Annotated in this window: 17 protein-coding genes; 9 read left to right on the forward strand and 8 right to left on the reverse strand. The window is 34.9% G+C overall.

Translation table 11 applies throughout. From position 1 onward, the window contains the following. The 4 genes from ACE38P_RS04120 to ACE38P_RS04135 are packed head-to-tail and all read right to left on the reverse strand — an operon-like array spanning nt 1 to nt 1,980. Nucleotides 1–477 (reverse strand): hypothetical protein, encoded by a 477-nt coding sequence (locus ACE38P_RS04120; RefSeq protein WP_374699558.1) that lies wholly within the window; start codon nt 475–477, stop codon nt 1–3. 7 nt (nt 478–484) lie between these two features. After that, on the reverse strand, nt 485–964 hold the full coding sequence (locus ACE38P_RS04125; protein ID WP_007302046.1) for an ATP synthase F0 subunit B: 480 nt from the start codon (nt 962–964) through the stop codon (nt 485–487). Nucleotides 965–967: 3 nt separating this feature from the next. Next, nucleotides 968–1,195, reverse strand: coding sequence for a F0F1 ATP synthase subunit C (locus tag ACE38P_RS04130; protein WP_006014985.1), 228 nt, complete (start codon nt 1,193–1,195; stop codon nt 968–970). A gap of 59 nt (nt 1,196–1,254) precedes the next feature. After that, nucleotides 1,255–1,980, reverse strand: a complete 726-nt coding sequence (locus ACE38P_RS04135) for a F0F1 ATP synthase subunit A (protein ID WP_007302047.1) — start codon at nt 1,978–1,980, stop codon at nt 1,255–1,257. Between the two features lie 216 nt (nt 1,981–2,196). Between ACE38P_RS04135 and ACE38P_RS04140 the strand changes: the two genes are divergently transcribed. From ACE38P_RS04140 to tnpC (ACE38P_RS04150), 3 genes are all read left to right on the forward strand, one after another. Next, entirely contained in the window at nt 2,197–2,466 is a 270-nt protein-coding gene (locus tag ACE38P_RS04140; RefSeq protein ID WP_010402566.1) for a hypothetical protein, read from the forward strand. Nucleotides 2,467–2,576: 110 nt separating this feature from the next. Then, nucleotides 2,577–4,916 carry a phenylalanine--tRNA ligase subunit beta gene (gene pheT, locus ACE38P_RS04145; RefSeq protein ID WP_374699559.1) on the forward strand — a complete coding sequence of 780 codons (2,340 nt, stop codon included), beginning with the start codon at nt 2,577–2,579 and terminating at the stop codon, nt 4,914–4,916. A gap of 78 nt (nt 4,917–4,994) precedes the next feature. Then, complete coding sequence (gene tnpC, locus ACE38P_RS04150) at nt 4,995–6,377, forward strand: IS66 family transposase (protein ID WP_374699286.1); 1,383 nt, start codon at nt 4,995–4,997, stop codon at nt 6,375–6,377. 26 nt (nt 6,378–6,403) lie between these two features. Here tnpC (ACE38P_RS04150) and ACE38P_RS04155 read toward each other — a convergent pair whose 3' ends face one another. The 3 genes from ACE38P_RS04155 to miaB all read right to left on the reverse strand — a co-directional run bounded on the left by ACE38P_RS04155 (nt 6,404) and on the right by miaB (nt 14,209). After that, entirely contained in the window at nt 6,404–9,235 is a 2,832-nt protein-coding gene (locus ACE38P_RS04155) for a hypothetical protein (protein ID WP_374699560.1), read from the reverse strand. 44 nt (nt 9,236–9,279) lie between these two features. Beyond that, on the reverse strand, nt 9,280–12,450 hold the full coding sequence (ileS, locus tag ACE38P_RS04160; RefSeq protein ID WP_374699561.1) for an isoleucine--tRNA ligase: 3,171 nt from the start codon (nt 12,448–12,450) through the stop codon (nt 9,280–9,282). 436 nt (nt 12,451–12,886) lie between these two features. Further along, nucleotides 12,887–14,209 carry a tRNA (N6-isopentenyl adenosine(37)-C2)-methylthiotransferase MiaB gene (gene miaB / locus ACE38P_RS04165; protein ID WP_353281360.1) on the reverse strand — a complete coding sequence of 441 codons (1,323 nt, stop codon included), beginning with the start codon at nt 14,207–14,209 and terminating at the stop codon, nt 12,887–12,889. Between the two features lie 666 nt (nt 14,210–14,875). On the opposite strand from miaB, the gene recJ reads away from it, so the two are divergent. Continuing rightward, complete coding sequence (gene recJ, locus ACE38P_RS04170; protein ID WP_264704581.1) at nt 14,876–16,615, forward strand: single-stranded-DNA-specific exonuclease RecJ; 1,740 nt, start codon at nt 14,876–14,878, stop codon at nt 16,613–16,615. Between the two features lie 81 nt (nt 16,616–16,696). Beyond that, the gene (gene tnpC, locus ACE38P_RS04175) at nt 16,697–18,079 is read left to right on the forward strand and encodes an IS66 family transposase (protein ID WP_374699286.1); all 1,383 of its coding nucleotides are present in this window, start codon (nt 16,697–16,699) and stop codon (nt 18,077–18,079) included. Nucleotides 18,080–18,220: 141 nt separating this feature from the next. On the opposite strand, the gene ACE38P_RS04180 is transcribed toward tnpC (ACE38P_RS04175), so the two are convergent. Beyond that, nucleotides 18,221–19,393: an NADH-quinone oxidoreductase subunit D gene (locus tag ACE38P_RS04180; RefSeq protein WP_264685566.1), complete on the reverse strand. Its 1,173-nt coding sequence runs from the start codon at nt 19,391–19,393 to the stop codon at nt 18,221–18,223. Between the two features lie 263 nt (nt 19,394–19,656). On the opposite strand from ACE38P_RS04180, the gene ACE38P_RS04185 reads away from it, so the two are divergent. From ACE38P_RS04185 to ACE38P_RS04200, 4 genes are all read left to right on the forward strand, one after another. Next, nucleotides 19,657–20,178: a cytochrome b gene (locus tag ACE38P_RS04185; RefSeq protein ID WP_213863969.1), complete on the forward strand. Its 522-nt coding sequence runs from the start codon at nt 19,657–19,659 to the stop codon at nt 20,176–20,178. A 5-nt stretch (nt 20,179–20,183) separates the two neighbouring features. Beyond that, nucleotides 20,184–21,179 carry an NAD(P)H-dependent flavin oxidoreductase gene (locus tag ACE38P_RS04190; RefSeq protein ID WP_010402622.1) on the forward strand — a complete coding sequence of 332 codons (996 nt, stop codon included), beginning with the start codon at nt 20,184–20,186 and terminating at the stop codon, nt 21,177–21,179. 132 nt (nt 21,180–21,311) lie between these two features. After that, on the forward strand, nt 21,312–22,688 hold the full coding sequence (locus tag ACE38P_RS04195; protein ID WP_374699562.1) for a DUF350 domain-containing protein: 1,377 nt from the start codon (nt 21,312–21,314) through the stop codon (nt 22,686–22,688). A 104-nt stretch (nt 22,689–22,792) separates the two neighbouring features. Continuing rightward, nucleotides 22,793–23,158 carry a hypothetical protein gene (locus tag ACE38P_RS04200; protein WP_010402638.1) on the forward strand — a complete coding sequence of 122 codons (366 nt, stop codon included), beginning with the start codon at nt 22,793–22,795 and terminating at the stop codon, nt 23,156–23,158. The last annotated feature ends 45 nt before the right edge of the window (nt 23,159–23,203 follow it).

A 23,203-nucleotide genomic window follows, 5' to 3' on the forward strand; every position in this document is an offset into this window, starting at 1 on the left:
TTAATGCAACTTTTTGCTCAAGTCACGTGAAAACGAAGATAAAACCTCACTACTACGCTTATCATCTTTACGTTCATGCATTATTTTTTTTACAGCATCAGCAGCTATACTCGCTGTGTTAGCTTGTAAATCCCCAAGAGCTTTTTCAACTTGGTCAGTAACTTTCTTCAAATTAGAATGGGCATTTTCATCTAACGTTTGATCGAGTTGCTGTCTATTATGCTTAATAATACTATTAGCCTTATCAAGTGCTTCATTCATCATTTTGTTAACTTCTGCATCTAATTTTTTGTATTTTTCAGAAGATTTTTTGTAATACTCCAACATATCTTTTCTGAATTTTTCAGTTTCTTCACTTGAAAACTTGCTTTTGTTACGTTTATTGTTAAGCGCGTTTTTTATTACCTTCCTTAGCAATTTATATGAGAGGATAAAACCTACTAAAAAAGCAAGGCTTATAACTAGTAATGTAGACATAAAAACCCTAAAATTCTTTTGACACCAAGTCAGCAACAAATTCCTCTTCAATCTCAGAATTAGTTAACTTAGTATAGTAAATCAAAGCAATACTAGTAGCCATTTGTTTTAATTCACTAATATACTTAGATTTAAATTGTACTACCTTTTCTTCAACAAGTTTAATCATCTTCTTGTCTTCCTCTTCCAATATATCCTTAACATTCGCTCTCATTTCTTCTACTTGAGCAAATGCATCATCTATGATTTTTTTTGCCCGTACTCTAGCTTGATTTAAAGCTGCATTATACTTGGCAATTTGCTCTTCTGTAAGTCTTAAAAGGTGAATAGAACTATTAAATGAATCTAACACTTCTTTACTTCTAGTGCTTATTATTTCATCTAACTTCGGTAAAAACAAACAACTCACTACAAAAAAAAGTGAAGAGAAAAAAATTAAAAACCAAAAAATTTGAGAAGAGAAAGTTGAAACATCAAGCTGTGGCATCTGTTAAGCAGCAAATATTAATAACATTGCAAGTACAAACGCAAGCAACCCCATGATTTCAACCATGGCAGCACCAATATAAACGTAACTTTTCATTTTACCTTCTGACTCAGGATTTCTCGCAATCCCATTTAACATAGCAGAGAAGATATTAGCTATACCTAAACCAGCACCGAGCATTCCAAATACAGCCAAACCAATTGCTATAAATTTTAAAGCCACTAAATCCATATATTACCTTTAACTATTTCTTTATAATATAATTGTAAAATATTCTGCAAGGAAGTCAATTACTTTACTGCATCTGACAAATATACACATGTTAATATAGTAAATATATAAGCTTGCAAAACTGCAACAAATACTTCAAATCCTATTAGTGCAATTATAAACAAAAAAGGTGCAGGTGTAAAAAATATGTTCATATTTATGACGAATCCTGCTATCACTTTGATGATTGTATGACCCGCAATCATATTTGCTGCAAGCCTTATTGATAAACTAATCGGTCTTACTAAATAAGCAAATAATTTAATAATGATGATTATAGGTGCAAGCCACGAAGGAGTTCCTTTTGGTAGCAATATGCGTAAAAATTCTACTCCTCTTTCTTTAAACCCAACAATCGTTATATAAGTAAAAACCACCATTGATAAAGCGAAGGTAACTATCACATGACTTGTAACTGTGAAACTATAAGGAAGAACACCAACTAAATTACACGATAAAATGAAAATAAATACTGTAAATATCAAAGGAATGTGCTCCAAACCTTTGCTTCCAGTGTTACTTTCTATTATTGAAACAACAAAATCATATACATATTCAACTGCAGCTTGCAAATATCCTGGTATTACTGCACCTTTTCTTATTCCAAGGAGCAAAAACAGTACCATTAATATCACCGAGATCATCATAAAAAGAGATGAGTTGGTAAAGTTTATGTCATACCCAAATAATTTTGGTAGTTCTATTATTGTATATACTTTAAATTGTTCTAGCGGATTTAACGCCATTTTGACCCTGTATACTTAAACTGCAGCAGTAAATAAAGTATAAATTTTATAAAATAAAGTCAAGAATTAAGATAAGGAGCTCTGTATTATTATAGCATTAACATATTAACAAAATATACAATTAAAATGCAAATTATAGTCAGCTACCAATCTTATTCTAAATTCTTGACTTAACATCTTATTTTAACTATAATTTAGTTTTAATATGAGGCAATTATGAACGAAATAGATTTTACTAATCCACCTTTAAATTTAGAACAGGAATGTGGTAACGGGTACATCAAGTTTACAGATTATTCTTCTAACTCAGACACTGGTCTTTTCCACATGGCAGGTGAAATGCTAAATGAAAGCCATGATGTTATAGGAAATTTCACTGGTGATGCTTACATTTATAATTTCCATATAGATGATCACAATATGAACATTCAACTCTGCATGGAAATGGACTGCAAAGGTGATATAAAGAAAATTCTTTCTTTGTAGAAAGAGTAGGCTTCTCTGTTGTTTCTTGCAATATAGAAGCCACTTATTACAACAAACTTTAAAAACATCACATTTTACATTACTATGAATTTTTGTTTCTTGTTAGATAGATGAAATTCACATTATCTTGGTTATTAGAGTACTTAGAAACCAATGCTAGTTTAGAGGAAATTACTGATAAATTAACTCACATAGGGTTGGAAGTAGAGAATGTGATCGACAATTCCAGATTGGCCGGGTTTGTTGTTGCAGAAGTATTAGAAGTCGCACCTCATCCAAATGCTGATAAATTAAAATTATGTAGAGTAAATGATGGAAGTAAAGTTCTGCAGATAGTCTGCGGAGCAAAAAATGTTAAAGAAGGCATGAAGACTGTACTTGCATCTCTTGGTAGCACATTGCCAGAAAGCAACTTTACAATTAAGCCTACAAAAATAAGAGGAGTGCTAAGTGAAGGGATGCTCTGCTCTGCCTCTGAGCTTTCGCTGACTCAAGATGAAAGTGAAGGAATAATCGAGCTTTCTGATGATTATAAAACAGGAGATAAATTTTTCAATTGCGATCCTGTAATTGACATAAACATCACTCCAAACCGTGGAGATTGCTTAGGTGTTTATGGAATAGCACGTGATCTAGCAGCAACTGGAATTGGAACGTTAAAGACTTTAATCATTCCACAACTTACCGCTTCTATGAACTCACTAATAAACGTCAAAGTCATCGATGGGGAGAGTTTTATTAGTGGAGTATATATCACTAATGTAAAAAATAAAGAGAGTCCAAAATGGCTAAAAGATAGTCTGGAATCGATAGGAATGCGCTCCATTTCTGCAATAGTTGATATTACTAATTACATCATGATATCCTTTAATCGCCCAATGCATACATATAATGCAAAAAAAATAGAAGGAGAGCTCACAGTACGTAAAGCAAACGATGGAGAAAAATTTATTGGTTTAAATGATAAAGAATACTCATTGAACAAAGACATAAGCGTTATTTCTGATGATAAAAACGTTCAGGCAATTGCTGGAATTATGGGCAGTAAGTACAGTGAATGCACTCTTGAAACTACTGATATCTTTTTAGAGTCTGCTTGGTTTGACCCCATCTCCATCACTAAATCTTCAAGGCAGCTAGGCATCTCCACAGACTCAAGTTACAGATTTGCACGTTCAATTGACCCTGAATTTACCCTTGATGGACTCAATCTTGCAGCCAAAATGATTTTGGATTTATGTGGCGGAGAAGTGTCAAGCATAGTGTCTGCTGGCAATTTGAATAAGGCTTATACCAAGATAAATTTTGATTATCAGAATGCAAACAAACTTGGAAGTGTATCTGCATCACCTAATGAGGTATTCGATATTTTAACAAAGCTAGGGTTTAGTATCGATAAAAAAACCGAAGGTAATTGGAATATACAAGTACCAAGCTGGAGACCGGACGTAACCATACCTGCTGACTTAGTTGAAGAGGTAGTAAGAATATACGGCTATGATAAAATAAAGGAAGAGCAACTAGCAGAAGACGTTACAGTAGAAGAAGAGACACAAGATGATTTGCGCATTTTAATGACAAGCAGAGGGTTTCATGAAGTGATAACTTGGTCTTTTATGAGTGAATCAACAGCTAAGAAGTTTGGTTACTTGAATAAATTATTTATTATCGACAACCCATTTAATAATGACTTTAATATAATGAGACCAAGCATCATACCAAATTTGTTAAAAGTTACTGCAGATAATACTGCCCATGGTACACCTGATTTTGCAATTTTTGAAATTGGGCCAATTTATAATAACGAAGCTCAATCTAAGTACGTTTTAAGTGGAATTAGATCAGGAAATAATTCGCCGAAAAACCACTATAACACTGATAGAAAAATAGATATTTTTGACGCAAAGGCTGACCTCATAACAGCTTTGGAACTTTTTAATGTCAATTGTGATAATTTAGCAATAGAGAGAGCAGAAAAAGAATATTATCACCCAGGAAAATCAGGCTCCTTATCTTTTAGAAGTAAAATAGTTGGTTATTTTGGAGAATTGCATCCGAGTATATTGGATTTTTTTAACATTAAACAAAAAATTGTAGGCTTTGAGTTGATATTAGAAAATATCGAAAATTTACCTATAAGTAGAAAAAAATTTATCGATTATAAATATCAAAGTGTAAAACGCGACTTTGCATTTATTGTAAATAAAGATGTAGCAGCAGGCAGTATAATCAATATGGTGAAAAAAAGCTCAGAGCTCATCACAGAAGTTTTGATATTTGATGTATATCATGGAAACAATATAGAATCGAATAAGATGTCTATAGCATTTTCAGTTACTTTCTGCTCTCCAACTCACACTTTAACTGAAGAGGAAATCCAAAAAGAATCAAATATGATAGTCAACTTAGTGTGTGAAAATACTGAAGGAACTTTGAGAGCTCATTATTAGTGTCCGTTCAGCAGAGCGGCAAAATAAGGTAGACAAAGCAAGATAATAAAGATAATCATAGGGTAAATATGAGGTAATATGGTAAACCTTTTAGAACTCTGCAAAAATTTACAGCAAAAAATAGAAAAGTTAGAAGCAAAAATAGAAAGATTGGAAAGAGAGAATGAAAGTTTAAAAGCAGAGCATGAGGCTTTAAAGATAGAGAACGCTGAATTAAAGGAAAGGCTAGGTTTAAATTCAAAAAACTCATCAATTCCCAATTCAAAAGAATTATACAAAATGAAAAAGGAAAAGCCAAAAAGCGAAAGAAAGATTGGTGGTCAAGTTGGGCATAAGGGTAATTATCGTGCTAAAATGGAAGCAGATGAGGTGATAAAGATAGAGTTGTCACCTACTTGCGAATGCGGAGGGAAGATTGCAATATGCGAAAAACCTTATATTCATCAGAAAGTAGATCTTCCGGAGATTAAGGCTTATGTAATGGAATATCAGTTGGAACATGGCCGTTGTCAGAGATGCGGAAAAAGAAGAAGTAGCAAGTTACCAGAGGGTGTTACGCCAGATACATTTGGCCCAAGGGTTAAGTCAGTAGTTGCAGCACTCAGTGGGTTTTATAAAAATTCAAAGCGCGAAGTAGCTAGCATCATAAATGATATCTTCAATTTGAACATAAGCGTCGGTAGCATATCAAATAGTGAACATAGAGTTGCTTCAAAATGCAAAAAAATGTATGAGCAGATCGAACAAGAGATAAGTAGGAGTAAAGTTCTACATATTGATGAAACGAGCCATTATAACAAAGGTAAACTCGCTTGGTGTTGGATGTTTGCAAGCAATACGGCAAGTTTTGTGAAGTTGACAGAGTCAAGGGGAATGAAAGTTTTAAAAAATAGTGTATGCTGCAATCGTAATAGCTTGGTAGTAACCGACAGATATGCAGCATACAACTACTTTGCTGATGAAAGAAGGCAAATCTGTTGGGCACACTTAGCAAGGGATTTTGAAAGATTAGCGCATAGTTGGAAATTTGAAGTTAAAGTTCTGGGCTGTTACTTGAGAAATGTAGCCACTGAGTTATTTGCACTGAAAAAAGCTTTACTAAAAAATGAGATAGATGTTTCAAGATTTATTAGACGTGCCAAGAAATTGCGAAAACGTACAAGGTATTATTTGAAGGAAATATCTCGCTTACCTGAAGCAATTGGAGCGTCTCGAGTTGCAAAGAATATTTTGAAATCTGAAAGAATGATGTGGAAATTTTTAGATGACCCAGAAAATACTCCGCTGACAAATAATCACGCTGAACGGCAAATACGGCATTATGTCGTTTATCGCAAAAATTCATATTTTACACAATCAGAACGAGGAAACTCATTCCTTGAGCAAATAATTTCGTTATACTTAACATGGAAACAGAGGAGGCTAAACCCTTTTCACAATCTTCTATCTATCGTTTCTTAAACCACTCTGCTGAACGGATACCATTATTAAGCCGTAATCGCCGTTTCCTGATTTTGCTGTGTCACGTTTACTTCATCCAATTTATTCCCTATCTTGAATTCAATATCCTTGAAAAACCTATCCCACATTCCATGCAAATGCTCTTCTACTTTAGGCCATACATCATTTTTAAATGTCGTTCCATCATCAGAAAATAAATTACCCAAAAAAACTCCTACTTCCTCATAACTTGATTGAAAATGTTGAAGAAATGTTTCTACTTCCTTATGAGTATCATGTGCCACACTCAACGCTTTTCCTTCTGTGCTCTTATCCCCACGCATTGCAACGGCAAGACCTGTTTGAATATATCCCAAGCCTGTCCTAATAGCTTTTATAGGCTGCAGCCATGAACTCTTATCACTTTTTGGTACATTATTTACTATATTTTCCACCAACCTATTTATTAAAGGAGACAATAAATCTTGACAAAAATGTTTGATATTGTCTTTTGTCTTAATCACAGGACTTTTTATGCACTTTTCTGCCAAATAGTACTCAAGTTCTGCTCTCTCTAGTAACTTCTTAATTGCTTCTTCATCAAAAATTTCATGCTCGAATGCTTTAAGTAAATCATCTTCTATTATTGCAAACTTTATTTTTTCGCGAGATTCCAGTTCTTCTCTATAATCATTTTTTGTTTCTTCATTTATCAATAATCCTTCTTTTTCTAATTTTAACTGTTCTAATGCTTTTAGAATTTCTTTGTTATTTTCTAAGTGCTTCTGTATTAGCTTTGTATTTGGATGCTTTTCTCCTTTTCTCTTTCGCTCATCTTCTAAGTACTTATTTAAATCCTCACTTTCTTCTATTACTTCTATTACTTCTCTTAACGATATAGGTTGATCTAAGCATTCTGCAATTTTCACTCGGTGCACATTAATCCTCTGTACTAAATCCGGCTCCTTTTCCTCTAACAGCTTACATGAATTCTCTATACCCTTTGCTTGACTTTTAAACAAATCTTGCGTTTTACGTTTCGTTATTTCTAAATACATCTTTGCTATAAAATCATTCACTTTACCTGAAGCTTCTTCTAAACTTTCCCCATTCAAAGGAACTTTTATCTCCTCTTCTAAATCTCGAAACTGGTCTATTAAGCTTAGTATTCCTAACAGGCTTAACTCACCCTTTGCTTTTCTCATTACTGATTTTACTAGCCTTCGCTCAACTTCTTGATCACCATACTCGAACTTAAAAAGACCTTCTAATTTCCTTTTTAAATCATTGTCTGTTAAGTTATTTTTTCCTTCATCATATATTGCTTTCAATTTTTCATGTATCCTAATATATCTTTCCTGTCCTTCTTTTTTTAAACACTCAATCTCTCTTTTAGTGTTATCTAGAGCTTTCTTCGTTTCTTGAGGATATATATCCTTATAAACATCAATGATTGTACTCTTAGCTATTTTCCCTTCTTCTTTAAGTCGTTCCCACTCTGCTTTAAATACAGGAAGTGCATCATCACTTATATCTCTTGTTATCCCACCTACTTTTCCCAATGCTTCTAATCGATCATCTTCATCAGCTAAATCAAGTGCCTCTTTATTTTTCAGTTTTTTTATATCTCCTATTATCATCTCTTTCTCATTTGGTAATTCCTTACCTTGACTTTCTAATTTCTGTTTCACTAAAGTATTTTTTATCTCATCCTCCAGTGAAAAATCTTCTCCCCGTCTATTTTGCTGAAACTTAATTGCTTGTATGAAGGCAACTTGATAAGCATTTTCTATCAAATGAGTTGTCAATTGATGGCCTATACTATCTACAACTTTCAGCCTGAATTCGTTCAACAATTCCTTCAGTTTATCATGTGTAATATCTTTCTTTTCTAGCTTCATCAGCTCTTCCATAGTTCTTGCGCATTCTTGAATCGAAGTTGCAAGCACACTCTTGATTTTATTACGCAAGGGCTTAAGACCATTTTTTAAATTGATGTTAGTTGACAATTTCAGTACAATATTGCGCTCTGAATCCCGCGTTACACTAAACCACTGATTATTTTCATTATCGCATAAATCTCTAAGTAATTGTTTAAATTGCAGTGGAAACTTTATTTCCATATCATATGCAATGCTTGACTCAGAAACCTCCATTTCATGAAAAGATACCTCTATATTTTGGTGCTTATTAGAATACTGCCCCATACTTATTCTAAGAGCAGCAACTAAAGAGTGAGATAACTCTCTATTTAAAAGATAAAAAGTAGCCAAAGCAACTGTTGCAGGAACGATTAAGGCTACAAGCACAGTCACATTAACAAAAATTGCCATTGCAGCAAGAGCGCCATATGCCAATCTTTTTGGCACACCTGTTTCACTCTTTTTTGTCTTATCTTCCACTACACCTTCTTGTGTCTTGCTATTTGCTTTAAATCTACTGTATATGACTAACCCCAGTGCAGTAAAAGCAATATAAGGGAGCATTAAAACTGACAGAGCTAAATTTAATATTTTCTTCTCTGGGCAAGCTCTGTTTATCTCTTTCAATATTTCGCTTGACATATTATACCAGGAGGTAAAAAAGTCAGAATTATAATCTTTATAATGAAATATACTGAGCGGAACATTAAAAGCAGCTATTTGTTTAATTAACCAATCCTGCTTACTTACAGCATCAAAAAACTCTTCTTCCTCTTCTGAATTAGCAAGACCTAAATCATTCCCTTCTTCTACATTAGAAACATCTTCCATAGCATCAAAAAACTCTTCTTCCTCTTCCAAAGCAACATTGGAAATAGATTCTACTTTACCTAAACCATCACTATTGTTATTTAAATCAATAACTTCTCTATGACCATCTGCAACAACTTGATTCATATCACCACCCTACTTAAAGCAATTTAAGTATAGCATAAACATTACTAACTTTGCAACTTTATTAACTTAATACCAACTGTCAAACCTTGGTATTCCTTAGAATAGAAATCGGCCTCGATCTCTTTATTAGTGTCCAAAGATAAGGCAAGGGTCTGATCTTTTATATATTCAACCCATGTATTTATTGCTTCCTTAATTTTCTCATCTTCTGCTTTGATTATTACTCTGATTCTATCTGATATATAAAAATCAGCCTGTTTTCTAGTTTCTTGAATAAGCCTCACAATATCTCTTGCCAGCCCTTCTAGAATTAGTTCATTATTTAATTCAGTATTTAGAATAACAACTCCTTTGTTATTATCAAACACAGCAGAATATTCACTGTTTGCTTTTAATAATAGTTCATATTCACCTTTTTCCATAGTATAGCTCTCTGTTTCATCTCCCAAAAATATCTGTTCGTTTTCAACTTGCTTCCACTTTCCTTCCTTAACGTATTGAACTAGTTTCTTGATTTTGTCTGGAACTTTTCTTCCAAGCACAGGAAAATTTAATTTTAACTCTAGTGATGCAACCTCTTTCAATTCACTTACTATTTCTAGTTCTTTTACATTCACCTCATCTCTTACCATCTCTTGATATTCATCTTCAAGAAAATTGCAGGAAGACTTATGATAAATAGTCATGCTACCAAGTGGCTGCCTTATACGTATGTTAAACATGTTTCTAATAGAGAGTGCAGCATTACATATTTCCCTTACCAAATCCATCTTGGCAATGAGTTCACTATTATATCTATCTAATTGTGGAAAATCAGCCAAATGAACAGATGTTTCTTTATACTTCAGCCCCTGCCATATAGTCTCTGTTATAAGTGGCAACAAAGGAGCTGCAGCCCGTAGTATGTAATAAAAAACTGTGTATAGAACATTATAAGCGTCGGTTTTATCTTGATCTAAGTCACTTTTCCAAAAACGCTCGCGACTGCGACGAATATACCAATTATTTAGCACTTCAAAAAAATCTGTCAAGATTTTGCAAGCTTCCTGAGAGTTATAGTTGTTCATAGAAGCTCGCATACCTTCCACAGCTTCAAAACATTTTGAAATCATGTAGCAATCAATAGTATTCTGATAATCCCTACAAATCTCAGCTTTAATTCCATCTGCATTTGCATACATAGTAAAAAAGTGATAACTGTTCCAAATAGGTTTTATTACGTTTTTCAGAACATCACGCACTAAATTTCCTTCTTTGTCGAGTAGTAAATTACCACCGCAGACAATGGAACCAGACAGCATAAGAAAACGCAGCGCATCAGAACCATATTTGTCAAACACTTCCATTGGGTCCGCATAATTATTCAGACGTTTGGATAATTTCTGCCCTTTCACATCAAGAACCACACCGTGGCATATGCAGTTCTTAAATGGCTCACTGTCAAATAAAGCAGTGGAAAGCACAAAAAGCGTATAGAACCATCCTCTTGTTTGTGCTATATATTCAGTGATAAAATCCGCAGGGAAATTTTTCTCGAACCATTCTTTATTTTCAAACGGATAGTGAACTTGCGCGAACGGCATCGAGCCAGACTCAAACCAACAATCAAACACATCAGGCACACGACGCATAACTGATTTTCCTGTTGGATCATCAGGATTTGGTCTCGTCAAAGTATCGATAAACGGTCTGTGCAAGTCATCTATCTTAACATTAAAGTCTCGCTCTAGTTCTGCTATTGAGCCATACACATCCACTCTTGGATATTTTGCATCGTCTGATTTCCACACAGGAATTGGAGTACCCCAGAATCGATTGCGTGAAATAGACCAGTCGTGCGCTCCTTCAAGCCATTTTCCAAATTGACCATCTCTTATATGATTTGGCATCCAATTAACTCTCTTATTTAGCTCTGTCATTCTTCCCTTAAACTTTGTCACAGCAACATACCAAGAAGGCATAGTGCGGTAGATTAAAGGAGTGTCAGTTCTCCAGCAGTGTGGATAATTGTGAATATATTGCTCAGTTTTAAACCAGCTCCCCTGCCTTTTTAATTTCTTGATTACTGTATCATTGGCATCAAAAACATGAACTCCTGCCAAATCTGAAACTTCAGTAGTAAATTTTCCAGCGTTATCAACTGGACAAACAGCTCGAATATCATGGCTTTGGCAAAGGTAAAAATCTTCTTCACCAAATCCAGGAGCAGTGTGCACAACACCAGTACCATCTTCTCCTGTAACATAATCAGCAATGAAAACACGGAACGCATTCTTTGTATCTTTAAAGTAATCAAACAGTGGTTTATAGGAAAGACCTGCAAGATCACTCGCTTTAAGTTTTGTATTACAGTTTTCATATTGAATATTGCTTTGTTCACAGTGGCTGACAAATTTCTCTAAATAACTTTCAGCAAAGATGCAGACTTCACCATTTACTAACACCATACAATACTCAATATCCTCCCCTACTGCCAGTGCAAGATTGCTCGGCAACGTCCAAGGCGTTGTAGTCCAAGCAAGTAATCTACATTTTTGTTTAAATTGCTTTGGATTTTCTAAAAGTTCAAAAGCAACAGTTACAGCTTTGCTAATTTTTTCTCTATATGCATTATCAAGCCTTGTTTCAAAATTAGAGAGTGGAGTTTCGCACGCCCAGCTATAGGGAACAACGCGTATTGATTCATACACCAGACCTTTATCATAAAGCTGCTTAAATGCCCACATGACCGACTCCATGAATGACTTATCCATAGTCTTATAGTCATTGTGAAAATCTACCCATCTTGCTTGTCTATTTACATACTTCTCCCATTCTGATGAAAATTTCATCACAGAAGTACGGCAATGATTATTGAATTTTTCAATGCCAAACTTCTCTATCTCAGTTCTGCCAGATATTCCAAGCTCCTTTTCTGCACCCATCTCAGCCGGTAGCCCATGGCAATCCCAACCAAATCTACGTTCAACCCTTTTTTGCAGCATAGTTTGATATCTTGCAAATGCATCTTTTATAAAACCGGTAAGTAAGTGTCCGTAATGCGGAAGTCCATTTGCAAATGGAGGCCCATCATAAAACACAAAACAATTATCCTTGGAACGTTTCTCGACTGACTGCTCAAAAATTTTATTTTCCTGCCAAAATTTTATGATTTCCTTTTCTAGCAATGAAAAATCAGGACTGCTGCTTGTATCAGGATAATACTTCATATTCATTTTAACTGGATAAAATCAAAGAATATAGAGCTTTCTGGAAAATTACAAATCCAAAAACTCTGTTTTTATAAACATTGATAGGTGTTGACATTATTATACAGCATATTAATAAATCAGACTTATTTACTTAAGTTAAAGATGAATAAAGACAATAACAGTTGGCCTTATCAGAAATTTCACAATGCTAACAAAAATAATAGTAAAAGCAGCGTTATTTGGAGATCGCTTTCTTATGAATATAATAATTCTGGAAAGGTTGAAAAAGTACACTATCAGTGGGAAAAGAAAAAAAATCCCGCAAATCTATTATATCAAGTCTCATATGATTGCGTAACAGAGAGTTGTAGTCCTTTAAGGATTAAATCTAGATAGCTTATAAACTTATAAAAACACACAAAGTGCTTCTACATGAGACCATGGGAGCACTTTTCTCTAATTAGGCAGCGCATCCCAACAAACTATTTTGCCGAGCTTCCAATATCCTTACATTTACTATTTTATCTTTGTATTTATCGTCAGGATCATCAACGCATACTGATTGCATGTATGGGCTTTTACCAATAATTTGATTTTGGTGTTTACCTTTTTTATCACTGAATAGAACAGGAATAGTTTTTCCTATCATACTCTGATTAAATTCAAGTTGTTGCTTGCTAATTAATTCCTGTAAACGAAGAAGACGCTCTGTTTTAACCTCTTCTGGTACTTGATCTTTTCTTTCCGCCCCTGGCGTTCCTGGCCTTGGGCTATATTTAAAACTATAAGCCTGAGCGTACTTTACTTTTTCTACTAACTTCATAGTTTCCTCAAAATCTTTTTCAGTTTCTCCAGGAAAACCAACAATAAAATCAGAAGAAAATTCGATTTCAGGTTTCAATTTGCGCAATCTGTCTATTATTCCCAAATATTCCTCTGCCGTGTGTTTTCTATTCATTGCATGCAATATTTTATTCGAACCTGACTGCACAGGTAGGTGAACAAACGGCATGAGTTTTGATTCCTCCGCATGTACCAAGTAGAGAGATTCGTGCATATCTCTTGGATGAGAAGTTGTGTAGCGGATTCTTTCTAGCTTTTCAATTTTAGCAATGTGACTAATTAATTTTCCTAAATCCCACACCTCTCCTTCGCACTCTCCATGATAAGCATTAACATTTTGACCGAGCAAATTGATTTCCCTTGCCCCATTTGCAACTAACTTCAATGTTTCACGGAATATTTCATTTACTGGTCGTGAATACTCAGCCCCGCGTGTATATGGTACCACACAAAACGTACAAAATTTATCACAACCTTCTTGTATGGCAAGAAACGCAGAAGACCCCTGGCTATTGCCATAGCATTCATCTGGCAATTTATCAAACTTCGCAACTTCTGGAAAATCAGTATTTATTACATGACCTTTACTTCTGCTTGCTTTGACTATTAACTCCGGTAAAGCAGAAATACTCTGCGGACCAACAACAATATCAACAAAAGGAGCCCTTCTGAACACTTCTTCTCCCTCTGCTTGCGCTACACATCCAGCCACCACTATGGTCATTTCCTTATTTTTTTGTGATGAATGGATTCTTCCAAGCTCTGAGTAAAGCTTTTCTGCTGCCTTTTCTCTAATATGACAAGTATTTAATATCACCAAATCAGCTTGTTCTGCATCACTAACAACGTTGAACCCTAAAGGCTTAACTATATTCTCCATTAAAATGGAGTCATAAACGTTCATCTGACAGCCGTAAGTTTTAATATATAGGCCTTTCATATTTAAAATTCTTCACACAAATTCTAGCAAATTATACGAAAAACTGAATTCTAGTACAACAGCCAATAAAGATTGCTTGACAAACCTTCTCGCTTTCCTTACTCTAACAGTAGAGGTATTTTAAGAGCTCAAAAATCTATCTTCGTCTGCAGACTTTTCAGTCAATTTTTCAAAAAAAAACGTAGTGTATCTTCTTCAGCACGTGTTCAAATTCTGTTGTATATGCGCTGCATTTTCTTTCTAATCTTTCAGGAGGATTTTATGTCCAGAATTCCAGATACTTAACCTTTATTCTTAAGCTAAAAACCGATTGGTACCTATGGTTTTTATAAAGAAAGTGCAAAAAATACTTTAAAGAATATGAAATAAAGGTAGAAAAGGTTTGAGTAACCAAAAACTGTTTCCAGGCATAAATTTGTCATGTATACCAAAAAGTAATTACACTAATATAATATTCACACTTATATGCTAATATAGATATAATACTAATTAAAGAGCATGTTATGCAAGAAGAAGTATCAGATTTTACAGATGCTCTTTGTCAAAATAAATGTGATTCCTTTCGAGTGACACTCTCCTATATCTTTCTTTAGGTTATACAGAAGTCTAACACAATTATAGAACAAGCGTAAAAGTTCTGGTAAAGTAGTTTTATTTACAAAAAATATGCTACTTGATATTGAAAAACGCAGCATAACAAATGCACTGTGGAAGTTACAAGAAGCAGATCAAAGGGAGATTTTTACTCTTATACAGAGATTTGAGTTGCCAGAAATATTAGCAAGAATATTAGTTGCTCGTGGTGTTAACATAGAAAATGCACATGACTTCTTACACCCACTAATCAGATCGCTATTACCAGATCCCTTTCACCTCCTTGATATGGATAAAGCTGTTTCTCACATAATAAAAGCAATAAACAATAATGAGAATATTGCAATATTTGGTGATTACGATGTTGATGGTGCAACGTCATCAGCATTGATTAATAGGTACCTAAGAGCGATTGGAACACGCTCTATAATCTATATTCCAGATCGTGTTGATGAGGGCTATGGATTGAACACAGATGCTTTATTACAACTTAAAAAGAATGGTATTGATTTATGTATTTCTGTTGATTGCGGTACGCTTGCATATCAACCAATAGAAGATGCAAAAGTCTTTGGACTTGATATTATAGTTGTCGACCATCACCTTGGAACAGAAAAATTACCAAGTGCTGTAGCAGTTGTTAATCCCAACCGCCTTGATGAGAGCTCTCCTTATAATAACTTAGCAGCAGTTGGAGTGTCATTTCTGCTAATTGTTGCTCTTAACAGAATCCTACGTGAGCAAGGATTTTTTACCAACAAAAAAGAACCAGATTTATTTGATCTACTGGATTTGGTTGCTCTTGGAACTGTTTGCGATGTTATGCAGATTACAGGCCTAAATAGGGCTTTTGTTTTACAAGGATTAAAAGTTATGTCAGCAAGAAAAAATGTTGGCTTACGTGTTTTGTTTGACGCTTTGGGAATCCTTGAAAAACCAAGTGTTTCACGATTAGGGTTTAGTATTGGGCCATGTATAAATGCCGGAGGAAGAATTGGAGAAGCATCGCTCGGTGCAAGGTTGCTTTCCACCGATGATGATGATGATGCACATTCAATCGCGCTAAAACTAATAGATTTGAATAATGCAAGAAAAATGCTAGAAAATGAGGCTATTTTGGAAGCCACAACACAAGCGGAAAATTTTGCCCACTTAGGTGTAAATTTTATAATGGTAAGTGGTAATTGGCACCAGGGAATAATTGGTATCATTGCATCAAGACTAAAAGAGCAGTTTCACTTACCAACGATAGTGATATCTTTAAACAATGGAATAGGAAAAGCAAGCTGTAGGTCAATTTCTGGAGTAGATATTGGTGCTGCGGTTCTTTCTGCAAAATTTACCAACCTAATCATTGAAGGTGGTGGTCACAGTATGGCAGCAGGATTTTCGATTGAAGAAGATAAAATAAGTGATCTACATGATTTTTTTACTGAAAGATTTGCAAACTCCACAAACGATAAAACTATAAAAGCTGATGGTATAGTAACAGCTAAAGCAATAAACTTATCCCTTTGGAATCAACTGCAGCGCTTAGAGCCATTTGGAGCTGGCAATCCTGAACCAAGATTCATCATTCAAGGAGCAAAGATAAGAAAGCCGGAAGTTATAGGAGTTGACCATATAAAATGTTTTATTGCTGACGATAATGTTATGGTCAAAGCTATTGCGTTTCGCTGTGCAAATACTGAGCTCGGCTCTGCTATTATGCAGGGTAATGTTAAAGCCATTTTGGGTAAAATCTCTATGAATTACTGGAATGGCAATGAATTTATACAATTTATGATAGAAGATGTCTTAACCATTAGTTAAGTGTGTCCGTTCAGCAGAGCGGCAAAATAAGGTAGACAAAGCAAGATAATAAAGATAATCATAGGGTAAATATGAGGTAATATGGTAAACCTTTTAGAACTCTGCAAAAATTTACAGCAAAAAATAGAAAAGTTAGAAGCAAAAATAGAAAGATTGGAAAGAGAGAATGAAAGTTTAAAAGCAGAGCATGAGGCTTTAAAGATAGAGAACGCTGAATTAAAGGAAAGGCTAGGTTTAAATTCAAAAAACTCATCAATTCCCAATTCAAAAGAATTATACAAAATGAAAAAGGAAAAGCCAAAAAGCGAAAGAAAGATTGGTGGTCAAGTTGGGCATAAGGGTAATTATCGTGCTAAAATGGAAGCAGATGAGGTGATAAAGATAGAGTTGTCACCTACTTGCGAATGCGGAGGGAAGATTGCAATATGCGAAAAACCTTATATTCATCAGAAAGTAGATCTTCCGGAGATTAAGGCTTATGTAATGGAATATCAGTTGGAACATGGCCGTTGTCAGAGATGCGGAAAAAGAAGAAGTAGCAAGTTACCAGAGGGTGTTACGCCAGATACATTTGGCCCAAGGGTTAAGTCAGTAGTTGCAGCACTCAGTGGGTTTTATAAAAATTCAAAGCGCGAAGTAGCTAGCATCATAAATGATATCTTCAATTTGAACATAAGCGTCGGTAGCATATCAAATAGTGAACATAGAGTTGCTTCAAAATGCAAAAAAATGTATGAGCAGATCGAACAAGAGATAAGTAGGAGTAAAGTTCTACATATTGATGAAACGAGCCATTATAACAAAGGTAAACTCGCTTGGTGTTGGATGTTTGCAAGCAATACGGCAAGTTTTGTGAAGTTGACAGAGTCAAGGGGAATGAAAGTTTTAAAAAATAGTGTATGCTGCAATCGTAATAGCTTGGTAGTAACCGACAGATATGCAGCATACAACTACTTTGCTGATGAAAGAAGGCAAATCTGTTGGGCACACTTAGCAAGGGATTTTGAAAGATTAGCGCATAGTTGGAAATTTGAAGTTAAAGTTCTGGGCTGTTACTTGAGAAATGTAGCCACTGAGTTATTTGCACTGAAAAAAGCTTTACTAAAAAATGAGATAGATGTTTCAAGATTTATTAGACGTGCCAAGAAATTGCGAAAACGTACAAGGTATTATTTGAAGGAAATATCTCGCTTACCTGAAGCAATTGGAGCGTCTCGAGTTGCAAAGAATATTTTGAAATCTGAAAGAATGATGTGGAAATTTTTAGATGACCCAGAAAATACTCCGCTGACAAATAATCACGCTGAACGGCAAATACGGCATTATGTCGTTTATCGCAAAAATTCATATTTTACACAATCAGAACGAGGAAACTCATTCCTTGAGCAAATAATTTCGTTATACTTAACATGGAAACAGAGGAGGCTAAACCCTTTTCACAATCTTCTATCTATCGTTTCTTAAACCACTCTGCTGAACGGATACATAATTTCGTTATACTTAACATGGAAACAGAGGAGGCTAAACCCTTTTCACAATCTTCTATCTATCGTTTCTTAAACCACTCTGCTGAACGGATACAGTTAAGTTACTATTTTAAAATAATTACCTATCAATCTCACCAAAGACTATGTCGAGTGAACCGATAATTGCTGCAATGTCAGCAAGCATGTGTCCTTTTGCCATGAAATCTAAGGCCTGTAAATGCGCAAAGCCAGGTGCTCTTATTCGACATCTATAAGGTCTATTGGTACCATCTGAAACTATATATACTCCAAACTCACCTTTTGGCGCTTCAACAGCCACATATGCCTCACCTTCTGGCACATGATATCCTTCTGAATAAAGCTTAAAATGATGAATCATAGCCTCCATAGATTCTTTCATTTCTGCTCTTGGCGGTGGAGAAATTTTTCTATCTTCAGTTTTTATTGGCCCTTTAGGAATTTTCTCTATGCATTGCTTCACCAAGCTAATAGATTGCCTAATCTCCGCCATTCTTACTAAATAACGGTCATAACAGTCACCATTTTGGCCGATAGGTATATCAAAATCTAACTGATCATATATCTCATATGGCTGGCTTTTCCGCAGATCCCAAGCAAGCCCAGCAGCACGGAGCATTGGTCCACTAAAGCCCCAATCAAGCGCCTGTTTTATTGATATTTCACTAATTCCTACAGTGCGTTGCTTCCATATCCTATTTTCCGTTAAAAGTTCATCAACATCATCTATATACTTTGGAAATTGCTCTATAAATTTTGCAATATCTTCAATCAAACCTTCTGGGATATCTGCTGCAAGTCCACCTGGCCTTATATAAGCTGCGTGAAATCTTGCACCTGAGGCCCTTTCATAGAACTCGAGTATTTTTTCTCTCTCTTCAAAGAGCCATAAAAGAGGAGTCATCGCCCCAACATCAAGTGCTTGGGAAGAGATATTTAGTAAATGATTTAGTATTCTTGTCAGCTCACAAAATAGAACACGCAAATATTTTGCCCTAATCGGAACTTCGCACTGCAATAATTTCTCTACACATAACGAATATGCATGCTCTTGTGACATTGGTGACACATAATCAAGGCGGTCAAAATAAGGCAGAGCTTGAAGATACGTTTTATGTTCTATTAACTTCTCAGTGCCACGGTGCAAAAGCCCAATATGGGGATCTGCCCTCTCGATCACTTCACCATCCATCTCTAAAACAAGACGTAACACCCCGTGTGCAGCTGGGTGCTGAGGGCCAAAATTTAGCATCATTGTCTTTAGATCAGGCATGCTTTGGTAGCTTAAGGTATTGGAATTGTATAGGGTAAAATGTGCTTAAAGTCAATAGGCTTCTTGTACAAGCTATAACTCATCGTTACAATAGAAAAACTCCTTAAAAGTTCACCATCTCCTCATGATCTGATAGACAATATTTATTTGAACTACAATTATTGCACTTATGTTGATCAAGGCAGCGAAATTATGTATAGATAATTTTGATTGAGAAATAGTTTTTCTACTATATAAATTCTACTTTAGAGTAATCAAAATTAATGAAAGACAATAAATATAGTTTAGGTTTAAGGATCATTCATTGGTTAATGTCTGCTTTTATTATTGGCATGCTTTGTTCTGGGCTGTACATGAAAAGTTTGCCGATTAGCAGTGAAATTAAATTCAGCATATACGCTGTTCATAAGGCTTGTGGTATCACCGTTCTTGGATTAATTATAGTACGTATATTTTTTCGCGTCTTTACTTATGTTCCGCCATTACCAGCCAATTTTTCTCGATTTGTAATCAATGCGAGCAAAACGATACACTTTGGTTTATATGCTTTGATGGTGCTAATGCCACTATCTGGTTATGTCATGTCTTCTGCTTCTAGCAAAGAGATCAAATATTTTTTCCATATCCCTTTATTAATTAACCATAATGAAGATCTAGCTAGTGCAGCTAATCAGTTACACTCGATACTTGCATATTTTATGATACTCTTTATAGCCTTGCATATAATTGGTGCTTTAAAACACACATTTATAGATAAACAAAACATTTTTAAACGTATGATATAGGTTGTATGTTAAGTAGCCTCTGGAAAAAAGGAACAAATTTTCTCGGTAGTGAGTTTGCCATAATGGGTGGTGCTATGAGCTGGGTTTCAGAGAGAAATTTGGTTTCAGCAATCTCAAATGCTGGTGGATTTGGCGTGATTGCTTGCGGTGCAATGTTTCCAGACTTACTGAAAAAAGAAATCATAGAGACACAGAAATTAACTAACAAACCATTTGGTGTAAATCTAATTACTATGCACCCAAAGTTGAGTGAGTTGATAGATGTGTGCATTGAAACGAAAGTAAGCCATATAGTGCTTGCCGGTGGACTACCAACGAAGCCTAATATAGAAAAAATCAAGAGTGCGGGCATTGAAGTTATGTGTTTTGCACCAGCATTAAGCCTCGCGAAAAGGTTAGTAAAAATGGGAGTAGATGCGTTAATAATAGAAGGTATGGAAGCAGGAGGACATATCGGTCCTGTTAGCACTTCTGTTCTCGCACAAGAGATATTACCTCATTTTAAAAATGAGAAAACACCGGTGTTTGTTGCAGGTGGAATAGGAAGAGGCGAAATGATAGTGAACTACCTAGAAATGGGAGCAAGTGGCTGTCAAATAGGTACATTATTTGTCTGCACGAATGAGTCAATCGCTCACAAAAATTTTAAAGAAGTATTCATCAAATCAGCTGCGCGTAATGCTGTATCTTCTGTGCAGATTAGTGCTGATTTCCCTGTAATTCCAGTAAGGGCTATAGTTAACAAAGCAAGTGACGATTTTATGGAGCATCAAAGAGACATTATTGATAAATATCAAAATGGAGAAATCTCAAAAGAAGATGGGCAGCTTGAAATAGAAAAGTTCTGGGCTGGAGCTTTAAGAAGGGCAGTAATTGATGGAGATGTTGAAACAGGATCTTTAATGGCCGGTCAAAGTGTTGGCATGGTTGATAGAGAAAAGCCTGTAAAAGAAGTGATAGATATGTTAGTTCAACAGGCAAGCAATTATGTTGAAATGTAAAATCAGTAATCAGCAAAGAAAATAGTTAGCAAATTGCTATAATTATCCGCAATAAGGCATAACTGCCCAGTTTTAATGTAAAATTAACGCTAAAGAGGTATTCATACATTTTGTTATGTATGGAGAAATGTTATGCTAAGTCGTTTTGCAAAACATCAGAAGAGTGAAGATATTAATCAACAATTGTACAATGCTATATACAAAAAGGTCACAAAAAAAACACATAATCATGGAAATCTAAAAAAGGGAGATGGAACTATCGCAAAATGCATAGAGTTGTTTAACAAAGGAGCTGATCCCAACGTATTAATTGAATTAGAAAAGTCATTGAGAAAACAAGAAGAATATTATAAATATTATATTGACAACTTCCTTCCAGCATTGAAAACAAAAGTGATAGAGTCAGAGGAATTAATGAAATCTTCAGTACTTAACAATGAAGAAAAATCATCACAAAGATCACCAACAAGAAGAGGAAAAATATTAGAAATAATTTTAGAGATTACAGGGATTACTAATAAAAGTAGTGACAAAGATCATTCTAGTAGCACTATTCAAAATCAGAAAAGTCTTAGAAGTAATCAAGCAAATAGACAAAATAATACTATGGAACTATTTAACAAACAAATTCTTTCTGGTGAAGTTGAAATTCCCAAAAATTCAGGTATTAATCCTCTGGAAAAGGATTCTTTAGCTAAGGGTGTAAGTGGAAAAGGAATCTCTGGAACATATAATTCCTTGAGAAGTTTAGATAGTTATGATGCTTCAACAATTCTTACATCAAAACAATCGCAAGCAAGAAAGAAGATCACACAATCACAATTGAATAGTCAATCTGATCTTTCGATTGATAGTAAAGATTTAAAAAATGAAAAGCCTAATATAACTGTGAATGCTGTAGAAGTGCCAAGTGGTGCAAATACTTCTAAACTCAGTAGTAGTAGTAGTGATTTAGATAGTCGAATAAATTCATCTAGCTTGGCATCAAGTAGCAGAAGGAACAGCTTAACTTCAGTAACAAGCATTTCATCTGAGGAAAGTGTACACTTAAAATTAAACCCTGCTGAGGAAGATAATAGTTTGCAACTAGAAGATGAAGGAAAAACAAAATTAGCACATCCGAACAAAACAAGGCCCAAAGGCCCAAGCGGAAGAAGATCCCCTTCTAAACATTATAAGAAGACTGAAGAAGGGCCTCATTGTGTGATCTCAGTGACAGGCAGTAAGGTAAAAGATACAATGCAATCCAATAATTATGAAAATAATAGTAAAATCAAAAACAAAAATCTTCACGTCGCACTTGTAACAAGTTCTGCTCTCTTAGCAATAGGGTGCATTTTTGCAGGAGCAATGACATCAGGATTAGTAGGAGCAGGACTGTTTGTGGTGGCTGCAGTGTTTGCTACAGCTGCTGCTGCTGCTGCTGAATTTTGTTCAAATATTCTGTCAAGTAAATTGATATCCATTAGTGTGAGTCCTCTTGTTGATAATAAAGGGCTAACACAGTGATAAAAGTTAAATATGAGTTACTTATGGTGAGCAAGTGAATTCGGTTCTTGCCTATTGATGTAAAAATTGTTACAGTTAAGGAGTATCTTAAAGGTATTTAGCTGATGCGTATTCAATTGGGTAGAGTTTTTGCTATTGTAGCCCTGTTAAGTTTTATCTTCATGTCATGTTCTAGCAAAGCAAGTGATGAATTGAAAAATATACCAGGAACGTTGAAAGAACTTATTTCTTCATTTTCAGTTAAAGATACTATGGAAAATATGAATCCTTCGACAATTATAGGGTTATGTATAGCTACAGTGATACTTGCAGTAGTGTTCAGAGGTCTAATTTTCTTCATGATACTGTTTGGTGTACTGATCATGATGTTTGGGAGTACAGAAAAAGCAACAGATTACTTGAAAGAAAAATTCAACTTTGCAAAAGATATAAAATTACAGCCCGACAGCGAAAAAAAAGATAAAAATTAAGATAGTATTTTTATGTTTTTTAATTATCTTTTTATTGAATACACA

The sequence above is a fragment of the Wolbachia endosymbiont (group A) of Limnophora tigrina genome, assembly GCF_964263225.1.
Lineage (GTDB): Bacteria > Pseudomonadota > Alphaproteobacteria > Rickettsiales > Anaplasmataceae > Wolbachia.

Coding starts and splice junctions, on each gene's coding strand:
- ACE38P_RS04120 (WP_374699558.1), bottom strand. CDS start 477: ATGTCTACATTACTAGTTATAAGCCTTGCTTTTTTAGTAGGTTTTATC.
- ACE38P_RS04125 (WP_007302046.1), bottom strand. CDS start 964: ATGCCACAGCTTGATGTTTCAACTTTCTCTTCTCAAATTTTTTGGTTT.
- ACE38P_RS04130 (WP_006014985.1), bottom strand. CDS start 1,195: ATGGATTTAGTGGCTTTAAAATTTATAGCAATTGGTTTGGCTGTATTT.
- ACE38P_RS04135 (WP_007302047.1), bottom strand. CDS start 1,980: ATGGCGTTAAATCCGCTAGAACAATTTAAAGTATATACAATAATAGAA.
- ACE38P_RS04140 (WP_010402566.1), top strand. CDS start 2,197: ATGAACGAAATAGATTTTACTAATCCACCTTTAAATTTAGAACAGGAA.
- pheT (WP_374699559.1), top strand. CDS start 2,577: ATGAAATTCACATTATCTTGGTTATTAGAGTACTTAGAAACCAATGCT.
- tnpC (WP_374699286.1), top strand. CDS start 4,995: ATGGTAAACCTTTTAGAACTCTGCAAAAATTTACAGCAAAAAATAGAA.
- ACE38P_RS04155 (WP_374699560.1), bottom strand. CDS start 9,235: ATGAATCAAGTTGTTGCAGATGGTCATAGAGAAGTTATTGATTTAAAT.
- ileS (WP_374699561.1), bottom strand. CDS start 12,450: ATGAATATGAAGTATTATCCTGATACAAGCAGCAGTCCTGATTTTTCA.
- miaB (WP_353281360.1), bottom strand. CDS start 14,209: ATGAAAGGCCTATATATTAAAACTTACGGCTGTCAGATGAACGTTTAT.
- recJ (WP_264704581.1), top strand. CDS start 14,876: ATGCTACTTGATATTGAAAAACGCAGCATAACAAATGCACTGTGGAAG.
- tnpC (WP_374699286.1), top strand. CDS start 16,697: ATGGTAAACCTTTTAGAACTCTGCAAAAATTTACAGCAAAAAATAGAA.
- ACE38P_RS04180 (WP_264685566.1), bottom strand. CDS start 19,393: ATGCCTGATCTAAAGACAATGATGCTAAATTTTGGCCCTCAGCACCCA.
- ACE38P_RS04185 (WP_213863969.1), top strand. CDS start 19,657: ATGAAAGACAATAAATATAGTTTAGGTTTAAGGATCATTCATTGGTTA.
- ACE38P_RS04190 (WP_010402622.1), top strand. CDS start 20,184: ATGTTAAGTAGCCTCTGGAAAAAAGGAACAAATTTTCTCGGTAGTGAG.
- ACE38P_RS04195 (WP_374699562.1), top strand. CDS start 21,312: ATGCTAAGTCGTTTTGCAAAACATCAGAAGAGTGAAGATATTAATCAA.
- ACE38P_RS04200 (WP_010402638.1), top strand. CDS start 22,793: ATGCGTATTCAATTGGGTAGAGTTTTTGCTATTGTAGCCCTGTTAAGT.